The sequence below is a fragment of the Mesorhizobium sp. LCM 4577 genome, assembly GCF_001854795.2.
Taxonomy (GTDB): domain Bacteria; phylum Pseudomonadota; class Alphaproteobacteria; order Rhizobiales; family Rhizobiaceae; genus Mesorhizobium; species Mesorhizobium plurifarium.
Genome location: NZ_MDDU01000002.1, coordinates 662589 through 674220, shown reverse-complemented (window position 1 = coordinate 674220; position 11632 = coordinate 662589). Strand labels below are relative to the sequence as shown.

At 63.5% G+C, this 11632-nt stretch carries 6 protein-coding genes and 1 tRNA gene; 5 read left to right on the top strand and 2 right to left on the bottom strand.

The window, feature by feature from the left end; all coding sequences use genetic code 11:
* Positions 1-191 precede the first annotated feature (191 nt).
* A complete protein-coding gene (locus LCM4577_RS07770) occupies positions 192-2150 on the top strand; it encodes an acetoacetate--CoA ligase (RefSeq protein ID WP_071070543.1) in 1959 nt (652 codons plus the stop codon).
* Between the two features lie 253 nt (positions 2151-2403).
* On the opposite strand, the gene LCM4577_RS07765 is transcribed toward LCM4577_RS07770, so the two are convergent.
* Positions 2404-6426, bottom strand: coding sequence for a PAS domain S-box protein (locus LCM4577_RS07765; RefSeq protein WP_071070541.1), 4023 nt, complete (start codon positions 6424-6426; stop codon positions 2404-2406).
* Positions 6427-6702: 276 nt separating this feature from the next.
* Here LCM4577_RS07765 and LCM4577_RS07760 point away from each other — a divergent pair, with 276 nt between their 5' ends.
* Positions 6703-7170, top strand: coding sequence for a phasin (locus tag LCM4577_RS07760; protein WP_040988190.1), 468 nt, complete (start codon positions 6703-6705; stop codon positions 7168-7170).
* 339 nt (positions 7171-7509) lie between these two features.
* Positions 7510-7586, top strand: a tRNA-His gene (locus tag LCM4577_RS07755).
* 195 nt (positions 7587-7781) lie between these two features.
* Here the strand turns inward: LCM4577_RS07755 and LCM4577_RS07750 are convergent.
* On the bottom strand, positions 7782-8426 hold the full coding sequence (locus LCM4577_RS07750; protein WP_071070539.1) for a redoxin domain-containing protein: 645 nt from the start codon (positions 8424-8426) through the stop codon (positions 7782-7784).
* Between the two features lie 384 nt (positions 8427-8810).
* On the opposite strand from LCM4577_RS07750, the gene LCM4577_RS07745 reads away from it, so the two are divergent.
* Entirely contained in the window at positions 8811-10304 is a 1494-nt protein-coding gene (locus tag LCM4577_RS07745) for an FAD-dependent oxidoreductase (protein ID WP_198541026.1), read from the top strand.
* A gap of 286 nt (positions 10305-10590) precedes the next feature.
* A complete protein-coding gene (locus tag LCM4577_RS07740; RefSeq protein ID WP_071070537.1) occupies positions 10591-11508 on the top strand; it encodes an NADP-dependent oxidoreductase in 918 nt (305 codons plus the stop codon).
* Positions 11509-11632: the final 124 nt, after the last annotated feature.

Sequence of the window (11632 nt, the reverse complement as noted above, 5' to 3'; positions counted from 1 at the left end):
ATGGCCTTGCGATGGCATTTGCGCGGCGGCGACCATGGGCCGACCGAACAAAATCTTGCTCTGCTGCGCTGCAATATGCATAAGCGGGCTGCTCGATCCCGATCCGCAATCGCGCGCCGTTTCTGGGACGATGGCATAGGCGACGATGAGCTTAACTGGCTCGAATGGGACGCGCTTTGGGAGGAGCGATCATGGCCACCGACACACCTTTGTGGACCCCGACGCAAGAGCGCATCGACGCAGCGCCTCTAAGCGCGTTCATGAAGGCCGCGGAAGCAAAAGCCGCGGTTTCCTTCTCCGGCTATGCCGAACTTCATCGCTGGTCGATCGACAACCGCGAAGCCTTCTGGAGCCTGGTCTGGGATTTCTGCGGGCTTGTCGGCGACAAGGGCGAGCGGGGCCTCGTCGACGGCGAGCGGATGCCCGGCGCCAGCTTCTTCCCCGACGCCAGGCTCAATTTTGCCGAGAATCTTTTGCAGAGGACCGGCGGCGGCCCGGCTATCGTCTTTCGCGGCGAGGACAAGGTCGAGCGCCGGCTCTCCTGGAACGAGCTCCACGCGCTGACCTCGCGGCTGCAGCAGCTCTTGCTGTCGCTCGGCGTCAAGGCCGGCGACCGCATCGCCGCCATGATGCCGAACATGCCCGAGACGATCGCGGCGATGCTGGCGGCAAGCTCGATCGGCGCTGTCTGGTCGTCATGCTCTCCCGATTTCGGCGAGCAGGGCGTGCTCGACCGCTTCGGTCAGATCGAGCCGGTCGTCTTCATCGCGCCCGACGGCTATTGGTACAACGGCAAGGCGATCGAGGTGGCCGACAAGGTGCGCGCCGTGGCCGAGAAGCTCGAGAGCGTGCGCAAGGTGCTCATCGTCGACTATCTCGGCACCTCTCAGGACGTCGCCGCCACCATCGACAAGGCAACCGCGCTCGAAGATGCGCTCTCGCCATTTGCGGTGAAGACCGTCAGCTTCGAGCGGCTGCCCTTCGCGCATCCGCTCTACATCCTGTTTTCCTCGGGCACCACCGGCATCCCGAAATGCATCGTCCATTCGGCGGGCGGCACGCTGATCCAGCACGTCAAGGAGCATCGGCTGCATGCCGGCCTGCTCGACGGCGATCGTCTGTTCTATTTCACCACCTGCGGCTGGATGATGTGGAATTGGCTGGTCTCGGGCCTCGCTTCCGGCGCGACGCTGCTGCTCTATGACGGCTCGCCTTTCTACCCCGACGGCAATGTGCTGTTCGATTTCGCCGATGCCGAGAAGATGACCTATTTCGGCACCTCGGCCAAATTCATCGATTCGGTTCGCAAGGCCGGTCTGAAGCCGATCGCGAGCCACGATCTGTCGAGCGTGCGCACCATCTCCTCCACCGGCTCGCCGCTGTCGCCGGAGGATTTCCGCTTCGTCTATGACGGCATCAAGAAGGACGTGCACCTGGCCTCGATCTCGGGAGGCACCGACATCGTCTCCTGCTTCGTGCTCGGCGTGCCGACCGAGCCGGTCTGGACCGGCGAGATCCAGGGCGCCGGCCTTGGCCTGGCGGTCGACGTCTGGGACGACGACGGCAAGCCTGTGCGGCAGGAAAAGGGCGAGCTTGTGTGCACGAAAGCCTTCCCGTCGATGCCGGTCGGCTTCTGGAACGATCCCGAAGGCAAGAAGTACCACGCCGCCTATTTCGAGCGTTTCGACAATGTCTGGTGCCATGGCGACTTCGCCGAATGGACGGCCCATGGCGGCATGATCATCCACGGCCGCTCCGACGCCACGCTCAATCCGGGCGGGGTCCGGATCGGCACGGCCGAGATCTACAACCAGGTCGAGCAGATGCCGGAAATCCTCGAGGCGCTCTGCATCGGCCAGGACTTCGACAATGATGTCCGTGTCGTGCTGTTCGTGCGGCTGGCGGCAGGCGTTACCCTGGACGACGATCTGGAAAAGCGCATCCGCGCCAGGATCCGCACCGGCGCCAGCCCGCGTCACGTGCCGGCCAGGATCGTCGCCGTCACCGACATTCCGCGCACCAAGTCCGGCAAGATCACCGAGCTCGCGGTACGCGACGTGGTCCACGGCCGCACGGTCAAGAACAAGGAAGCGCTCGCCAATCCCGAGGCGCTGGAGCTGTTCCGCGACCTGCCGCAACTGGCTAGCTGACCGCCTGATATGGTAAATAAAATCTGCCCACCGAATTTACCTAGATTTCATGGGTGGTACACATTCGTAAATTTTTTTGAGGCCCGGTAAGGACTTGTTAAGGGACGACCCCGATAGTCGCGTGTAACTTGAGGGAGAAATCCCGTTCCTCGTCCCCTGAGGTTCAGCTCAAGCCCCCGTTGTGACAGCATCCCATCTCTCAAGGCGTCCAATTGGACGCCTTTTTCTTTGGCCGGACCTTCCCCGTATAATCTTATTCAGCGAGCACGCGCGTCGAGGGGAAGGCGACCTCGACCAGCGTTCCTTCGCCAGGCGTCGAGGTGATGGCGAAACGGGCGCGGTTCGCCTCCACCATGGCCTTGGTGAGCGGCAGGCCGAGGCCGGTGCCGTCGCCGCGTCCGCGCTTCAACGCATTGATCTGCTTGAACGGCTTCAGCGCCTGCTCGATCTCGGCCTGGGTCATGCCGATGCCGGTGTCGCGCACGCGCATGACGACGTCGCCGGAGGCTTCGTAAGCGGTCGAGACGATCACCTGGCCGCCGGCCTGGGTGTAGCGGATGGCGTTGGACAGGATGTTGAGGGCGATCTGGCGCACGCTTCGCAGGTCCGCCACCACCTCCGGCAGCCGCGAGGCGAAGCTGGAGCGGATGATGACGCGTTCGCGATTGGCCTGCGGCTGCATCATCGCCACCGTCTCGGCCAGCGTGTCGTTGAGCGACACCGCCTCGTAATCCATCTCCTGCTGGCCGGCCTCGATCTTCGAGATGTCGAGCAGGTCGTTGACGAGGTCGAGCACATGGTTGCCTGACCGGTTGATGTCGCGCAGGTAGTCGCGATAGCGGTCGTTGGTGATCGGGCCGAATTTCTCGTCCACCATCAGCTCGGAAAAGCCGATGATGGCGTTGAGCGGCGTGCGGATCTCGTGGCTGATGCGGGCCAGGAAATCCGTCTTCTGCGAGGAGGCGCGCTCGGCCACCGCGCGCGCCTGCGTCAGGTCTTCCTCGGCCCGCTTCCATTGCGTGATGTCGCGCACCACGGCGCAGAAGCCGCTGTCGTTGGGCAGCCTGCCGATGGTCATGAACAGCGGGATGAAACGCCCCTGAGCCTCGCGGCCGATGACCTCGCGGCCGTCGTTCAACACGCTGGCGACGCCCGGTTCAGAAAGGCCGGCGAGATAGTCGCGCGCCGCGCGCTGGCTTTCTATGGCGAACAGCGAGGCAAACGGCTTGCCCGCGACCTCGTCGCTGTCGAAACCGAACAGCGCTTCCGCCGGACGGCTGATCGAGCGGATGTCGCCGTCGCGGCCGATAAGCACGACGCCGTCGGTGGCGGTGTCGATGATGGTGCGCATCTCGGCGATGCGCGATTTCAGCTCCGGCACATCCGGCTGCAGCGCCGGTTCGTCATTGGCGGCGGTGAAATGCGCCGCCGCGTCGTCCTCGCCGGAGCGCCGCACCACCAGCATCAGCGCCTTGCCGCCGCGCCACGGCACCGAGCGCAAGAGCGCGTCGATCGGGAATTCCTGGCCGTTGCGGGTCTTGAGCTTCAGCGAGTGGTCGCTCTCGTCAGTCGCGGTGTCCTCGGCATAGGGATCGGCAAAGAGCGCGCCCAGCCCCCCCGCATCCGCGAGGTCGTCCAGCGCGTCGTAGCCGGTGAGTTCGAGGAAGGCGTCATTGGCATAATGCAGCACGTCGCCCGAATGGATGAGCAGCGGCACCGGCAGCCGGGCGAGGATCGAAGTATCGGGCGCCTTGGCTTCTTCTCCGGTCGAAAAGGCGGAGGGTACGAAACCCGACAGTTTCAGCGGCGGCACGTCGAGGCGCGGCCGCACCGACACTGGCGCTTCTTCCGCAGCCTCGACAGTGTCCGCGTCGGACCCGGCCCAATCTTCATTGTCCTGCGCATCGCGGAAATCGTCCGCGGTCATGCTGTCGTCGTCGGCCGTCGCACCGAGGTCAGGCTGCCCGGCCGCGGCCTTCTGCGCCGTAGGCTGTTCGACCGGCTGCTGCGGCTCGGCGGCCTGCCGGGCGTCCTCTGCCTGCTCGGGCTGGGAAACCGGTGCGCCCTCGATTTCCTCGGCGGATTTCTCCTCATCGGCATAGTCGAGCAGCGAGCCGGAGACGGCCGAGGTCCCGGTCTGGCGGGGGGCGCCCGTCCCGGCGGAGTCATCGATGCCGTCGAGCCGCGCCAGGTCTTCCTGGTCCTCAGCCTCGGTCTGCGCCTCAGCGGTCTCCGCATCGGTCTTCGCGTCGTCGGCCTGAGAGGCTTTCGCCGCGGATGCCGGGCTCGCTTCCCGCGCGGAATCGTCGTGCTCCGTCGTGTCGGGCGCAACCGGCTGGTCTGCGTCGGCCCTCGCTTCGTTTGTCGGTTCTTTCACCGTCGCCGTGTTCTCACCGGCGGCCGCGTCGGGCTGCTTGTCGGCTTCAGGCGCGCGTTCCTCGGCAGAACTGTCCTTGCGCAACCGCTCGCCGATCTCGCGGAAGGCGCTGCGCTCGAGGACTGACAGGCTCCGCTGATTTGCCGGCGTGTCGCTTCCCGGCGGCTTGTCGTTGGTCGGCTGGCGATGCTCGGCCAGCCTTATCACCTTGTCGGCGAAGCGACGCTCCGGTTTCGGCACGATGGTCAGCGCCGGCACTTCGCCCTGAAACGGATCTTCGCGCTTTGGCTGTTCCGGCGGCGTCCGCTCCGCAGCTGGCTGCCCGACCGACGGTTCGGTTCCGCCGGAGGTGGCCTCGGTCGGGGCGGCATTCGGCACCAGAGCCATGCCAAGCGCTTCGGGATCGGCCACGGCGTCGGCTGCGCGCGCGACGCCGAAACCCCGGAAACCCTCGAAGGCGCGGCTGCGGCCGTAGACGGGCAGCGCCGCCAGATCGACGGGGATCTTCAGACCGGTTCCGGCCACCGGCCACAGCACCGAGCGGCCGGACCAGGTATCGCGCCGGTCGAGCAGGCCGGCGATCTCGCCCGAGGCGTCGAGGCCGAAGGTGGCGGCGACATCCCTGAAGCGACGGCCGATCACATCGGCGGCAGGCTGGCCGACGATATCGGCGAATTCGGGCGACAGCGCACTGAACCTGCCTTCGGCGTCGGTGCGCCAGACGAAGCGCAGCGGCGGCGCGGAGCGGTCGATGTCGCGGGGCGGGGTCGGCTGGGCTGACGTCGCGGTCCCGCTGGCATCCTGCCCTTGGGCTTCGACCGTGGTGGCTCCTTCCATGTCCTTCGCCGGCGCTGCCGGTTGAGCATGTCCGGCATCCTCGTTGCCGGCATTGAAGTACCAATGGTCGTGCTGGCTGGCGCCGGCATCGACGGGCTGCTGACTGGAGCCGGCGGCATCGGCCTGACGGTTGGCGGCGGTTTGTCGGTCGGCCAAGGTCCGGCTATCGGTGCCGGGCCCCGTATCGCCGTCGAGAGCCTCTGGGGTCGGCTCGGCCTCTTCGCCAGCCGCCGCGGCCGGCACGTGGCTGTCCGGGGCGGACCGGGGCTCGGGTCCGACTGCCGGGCTTTCATCTGACGGGGTAGCGCTAACGGCCTCTGGCGCCGCAGCCTGTCGATCGCTGGTCCGATCGCCTTGGTCGGTGGTCGATCGATCTTCTTGGTCGCTGTCCGCACCGTCGAGCTGGTCTTCGTCGATCACCACCAGCAGATGACGCGTGTCGGTGAGCCGCGCAAGGCCGGCCGGGTAGGAGGTGTCGGCGCCAGGCACCAGGCGCTTGACGACGCGGTCGCCGCTGCTTGCCACATCCGCGACCAGGGCCGCCAGCGTCCGCCGCTCGATGCCGAGCGCCGCGAAACCGTCGGAGGCTGCCTCGACATCGCCCCGCGCGTCGATGAAGGCGATGAAATGCCCGGCCTCCGTAAAACCGCCGATGGCTCGGCCAGCGATTTCGCCGGCGCTGCGCGAGCTGGTCTGGGTCGCCGGTACCGCGAGCAGGATTGCCTTCTCGCCATCCGGCATCGTCACGGCGCTGGCCAGGAAGCCGACGGCGCGGCTCACCATGCCGGTAGCCAGCCTCACCGTGATGGCGCGGTCGCTGCCGATGTCCGGAAAACCGCTGGTCGCCATGATCTGCCGCCGGGCGATCAGCGGCAGCTGCGCCGAGGCGCCGATGATGGCTTCGATATCCGGATAACCGAACGCCGACGCCCCCGGACCGTTCGCCCAGATCACCTGTTCGAGATCGGCCGACAGAATGGCCAACGCATCGCCTGCGGCAAAGCGCTGGCGCACCGCGTCGAGCACTGCGACGTCGAGGAAGGAGTAGTTTTCAGGCGGCATGTGCTGGCCGACCCTCCGGAGCGGGCGTTTTCAGTTAACGCTTTGTTAATAAAAGCCCATGGCCCGGAGGTCCACAAGCCTAGGCTTGCATCGGTCGAAATCTCTGGGCTCTTGGTTAACGGCCCAATGGCTGACGCCCAATGGCTGACGTACGGGAATATTTTTATGGTGCGGTGCAACAAAGATGTTGCAATGCACAAAAAAACCTTTATATTGCCACCATACATGAACGAGACGGCTTTCTGTCAAAGCCGCTACCCCGAAAAAGGTTGGAAAATGTCCAAGACCGCTGCCAAGACCGCCGCAGAGACCATCGAAAACGTCGAATTCCCGAGCTTCGACGCTTCCAAGGCCACCGACCAGATCCGCGCCTTCGCCGAAAAGGGCGTCGAGCAGTCGAAGGAAGCCTACGCCAAGCTGAAGACCGGCGCTGAGGAGACCCAGAAGGTTCTGGAGTCGACCTACGAGACCGCCAAGACCGTTTCCGGCGACGTTTCGCTGAAGGCCATCGCCGCGCTGCGCGCCAATGCCGAGGCCAACTTCTCGCACCTCGAAGCCCTGGTCGGCGCCAAGACCCTTTCGGAAGTCGTCGAGTTGCAGACCGCGTTCCTGCGCAAGCGCGTCGAAATGGCCGTCGAGCAGGCCAAGGAGTTCCAGACCGTTGCCACCAAGGCGGTCGAGGATGTCTCCAAGCCGGTCAAGGCCGCCTTCGAGAAGGCGATGAAGGACGCCAAGGCTGCCTGATTTCATGCACAACCCTGCGATGCATCAAAACGTCGCATTTCGTCAGACAAGCAGTCGTGCGATGGGTTGAGCAACCAGATACCCGGGGATGGAACCTCCTCCCTCCGTCTCCGGGGTGACCAGCCAGCACCTCCTCCCGCTGGCTCGTAACAGGAAAAGGCCGGCACCTCCTCCCGCCGGCCTTTTCTTTGCCTTGACGAAAGGCGGATGAGCAAACCCGTGCTTTGCCTTATCAAGGCCCTTGAATTAGAATCCGATAGCCCGTATTGGACGCATCGCCGAACGACGGGGCGGATCACGGAGAAAGACGCTTCACCTCGATCCGGCTCAGGCACGCGTGCCGTTGTAGCTCAGTTGGTTAGAGCACCAGATTGTGGATCTGGGGGTCGCTGGTTCGAGCCCAGCCAACGGTACCATCGCCTTCTCGCTTGAATGGCTGTTTTCAACTATTTGAAAAGGGCGGCGAGCAAGGTGCGGTTTATGACGCGGGATGGACTTGCCCGATCGGGCCTGCCGACGACAGCTGCGACTCCGCTTCGTTGTCCGAGATCAGTCGCTGTCAAGCGACTGCGGCGGCTCACGCGCGTGACCTTGAGTTCCGTGCATTCAGGTCACGGTTTCTCAGCCTTGCCCGCAAATTGATCGACTGCTCCCGCCATCTGCAGCATGAGCTCGTCCATGGAGATGGAATTGTCTCCGTACGGATAGAAGTCTGATTTGTCGCCCTTCTTCCATTTCTGCCGCAGTTCGGCGTCCGTGATGTCCCAATCGCGATAAGTCTGTCGCGCTAATTCGCGCAGCTCGGCGTGCAATTCCGATACCGATGGCCGCCCCCAATAGTAATAACCATCGTAAATCTTGAACACTTGGAGATTTCGGCCAAGCACGATCGTGTGCGGGATCATCACGTCGTGCGAGCTATCTGTATACTCCTTGATGTCCAAATCCTTCTGCACGATCCGCTCTTCGTCATAGAGGAAAGGCCATGAGGCGGCCGTCTGCTGGCGATAGTTGTTCGTGGTGTGCCAGTCGTCCGTCGTGATGGTGACAAGTTGGGTGTAGCCGACGACGAACTGCGGATGGAAGCGCACGAGTTCGAGCATATGCTGACGGTCCTTCGGGCAAAATGAGCCTCGCGTCAGCACAAGGATCATGAGCTGGTCGCCCTGCAGGTCGGACAAGCGCCGAGGTGTCTTGGTATGGTCGGGAAGAACATAATCCGGGAATTTCGCTCCAGCCGATATATCCTGTCTCATCAGAATTCTCCTATCGTTTGCGCAATGCACCGAACCCGCGCGGCTGTGGCTTGTTCCCGAGGGGCGCGCGGCGCAAACGATGGAAATATCTGTCCATGCCGCGATTGCTCCGGCAACGCTAATCGGGAATCGGATCGGAAACGAAGCGGGTTCCTGTGAGYAGCGCCGAAAGTGCCGCATCTGCACAAGGACGCCCTCTCCATCATCGATCATTTTACGTTCTCGGCCGGAACTCTTTTCAGTTCTGGAAGTTTGGCTCCGCCGGCGCTGCGAAAGAGCTGATTGGCGCCGGGCTGTCAGCTCAATACGCAGCCGATCCAAGGGCGCCTGTGTCGCCACGAACGCAGAGGAAAATCGCGTGCATCAACGAGCACGGCGAGCTGAATGGCCGATATGACCAAAACCGCATTGCTTGGTGGCAAGAATGCCAGCTGCTGGGCGGCGACTGTCAAGCAGCGCTATTATTCGTCGCTTGCTGGCTCCAGCCGAGCCGAGATCGTCATCATAGGAGCGGGGATCGTTGGTCTGACAACCGCATTGCGGCTGTGCGAAGCCGGACGCTCGGTCATCCTTCTCGAGGCGCTGCGTGTCGGATGCCAGGTGACCGGCCGCTCGACAGCCAAGATCACGACCCAGCACGGTTTGATCTACGACAACCTCATTCGTGATATGGGGCCAGCGGCGGCACAAAGCTATGCAGACGCGAATCGCGCCGGCGTCGACCAGATTCTCGACTGGACGATTGCGCACCGAATCGAATGCGAGCTCGAGATCAAACCGGCCYACGCCTATACCACCGACGTCGCGCGGCGCGGAGAATTAACGGCCGAGGCGAATGCAGCGCGGCAAGTAGGCCTGGATGCGGAAGTGGTCGAGCGCGCACCGTTRCCTTTCGAGACAGCCGGGGCATTGCGCTTCCCTGACCAGGCGCAATTCAATCCGATCCAGTACGCAGTCGGTCTTGCCCGGGCCGTGGAGACGTTGGGCGGTCGCGTTTTTGAAATGAGCCGCGTAGTGTCCATTGATGAAGGAAGCCGCTGGCGCGTCTCGACGGACAATGGGATCGTGGATGCCGAGAACGTTGTCGTGGCCACGAATATGACGATCAAAAGCCCGGTCGGGATGGCAAACCGCACCCAGCCGCGCAGCCACACGGCTATAGCGTTCCGACTTGACGATCCGACGCCGTTCGATGGCTTTTTCCTCGGCATCGACGAGCCGACCCGGTCCATCCGGACAGCCCGCGACGACAAAGGGCCGCTGCTTCTGGTGCTCGGGCCGAAATTCAACACGGGTCAGGAAGCGGACGTGGCTGGCAGGTTCGTGGAACTGGAAGCCTGGGCGCGCGCCAATCTTCCGGTGGGCGATGTCGCGTGGCGCTGGTGCAATGAAGACTACGATACGCCGGATCGCGTGCCCTATGCCGGCGAGCCGGATCCTGACAAGTCGCCGAGCTTTCATATTGCAACCGGCTTCAATGCCTGGGGTATCAGCAACGGAACGGCCGTCGGTAAGCTGATCGCGGGTCGTATTTTGCGTCAGCCATGTCCCTGGGAGGAGCTCTACGATCCGGCGCGCCCCTACGACAAGACGTTTCACGTCAACGGGAGCAGTCGATCGATTGTCGCGACTTTCGATGAAATCGGCCCTGGAGAAGGCGGTGTCGTTGTGAGCGGCAAACAGAAGATTGCTGCCTGGCGCGATGGCTCCGGCAAGCTGCATGCAGTTTCCGCGGTCTGTACACATAAGGGCTGCACCGTGAGCTGGAACAATGCCGATCGAACGTGGGATTGCTCTTGCCACGGCTCGATTTTCGCGGCAGACGGATCGCTGATCCACGGCCCCGCCAGAAAGCCGCTTCACCCGGTCGACCTTTGAACGCCTGGCGCTGGAAATGATGAAGGCGGGGATTGGGTTTTCACGTCCCAGGAATCCGGTACCGCCGAAGACTGTAACGGTACGGGTCCTGATTGCATCGCCTCGATCTGCCCGGTTTGCCATCCGCCACCTTTCCTCGCTTCATTTCAAACGAGCAACATGGCGCAATGTTTCTAGCCGTCTTCGACGAGGCGAGCTTTGGCGCTCCGTCCGGAACCAATTCTCCCATCGGCAGTTAGGCCGCCAAATTCGGCGGCGGACACCCAGAAGCGACAGGAGTGYCGGAATGCAGAGCGTTCGTATCCACGCATTTGGCGGCCCTGAGGTGTTGACACTGGAGACAGAGCCGACGCCCGAGCCAAAGCCCGAAGAGATCCTGGTTCGCATCCGTGCCGCCAGCGTCAATCCGGTCGACCACAAGATTCGCAATGGTGGCTATGTCGCCGAAGACCGGCTGCCGCTGACACTCGGACGTGATTTCTCGGGCGTGGTGGAACGTTGCGGGGCAGGCGTCAACGCCTTCAAGCAGGGCGATGAAGTTTATGCGCTCCTGACACCGGACCGCGGCGGCTACGCTGAGTTCGTGGCAACCAGGGCCAAGGACTGCGCAGCCAAGCCGAAACGCCTCGACCATCTGCATGCTGCCGCCGTCCCGCTTGCGGCGCTGACCGCCTGGCAGGGAATCTTCGACAATGGCGGTCTGAGTTCGGGGCAACGGATATTGATCCACGGCGCGGCCGGGGGCGTCGGCCATTTTGCGGTTCAGTTCGCCAAGGCGAAGGGCGCCATGGTTTACGCGACATGCTCCGGGAACGACATCGATTTCGTGCGAAGCCTTGGGGCCGACGAGGCGATCGACTACAAAAACCAGCGGTTCGAGGACACGGTGCGAGATGTGGATGTTGTCTATGATCTTGCCGGCGACACCCAGGAACGCTCCTGGTCGGTTCTCAAGGAAGGCGGGATCATCGTCTCGACGCTTCAGCAACCTTCGAAGGAAAAAGCCGACGAGCGCAAGGCTCGCGGGGCTCACTACATGACGAAGCCGGACGGCGGTCAGCTGGCCGAGATTGGACAGTTGATCGACGCGGGCGCTGTCCGCGTGGAGATCGGCAAGGTTTTCCCGCTGCGGCAGGCGGCGGACGCCGAACGTGCTCTGGAAGAAGGCCATATCCGCGGCAAGGTCGTTCTCGACGTGGCCTAGACCGGCGAAAATCCCGATCGGTCGGTGATGGCCGCCGACCGGGCAGGCCTCAGAATTCCTGCGCCGGCGAGGCTATCTTGACGGGCCTGTTTCTCCCGTGCCCGCGCCGCTTTGCGATATCACC

What these genes read in the sequence shown, in the direction of transcription:
- LCM4577_RS07770 (WP_071070543.1), top strand. Translation starts at nt 192, where the DNA reads ATGGCCACCGACACACCTTTGTGGACCCCGACGCAAGAGCGCATCGAC.
- LCM4577_RS07765 (WP_071070541.1), bottom strand. Translation starts at nt 6,426, where the DNA reads ATGCCGCCTGAAAACTACTCCTTCCTCGACGTCGCAGTGCTCGACGCG.
- LCM4577_RS07760 (WP_040988190.1), top strand. Translation starts at nt 6,703, where the DNA reads ATGTCCAAGACCGCTGCCAAGACCGCCGCAGAGACCATCGAAAACGTC.
- LCM4577_RS07750 (WP_071070539.1), bottom strand. Translation starts at nt 8,426, where the DNA reads ATGAGACAGGATATATCGGCTGGAGCGAAATTCCCGGATTATGTTCTT.
- LCM4577_RS07740 (WP_071070537.1), top strand. Translation starts at nt 10,591, where the DNA reads ATGCAGAGCGTTCGTATCCACGCATTTGGCGGCCCTGAGGTGTTGACA.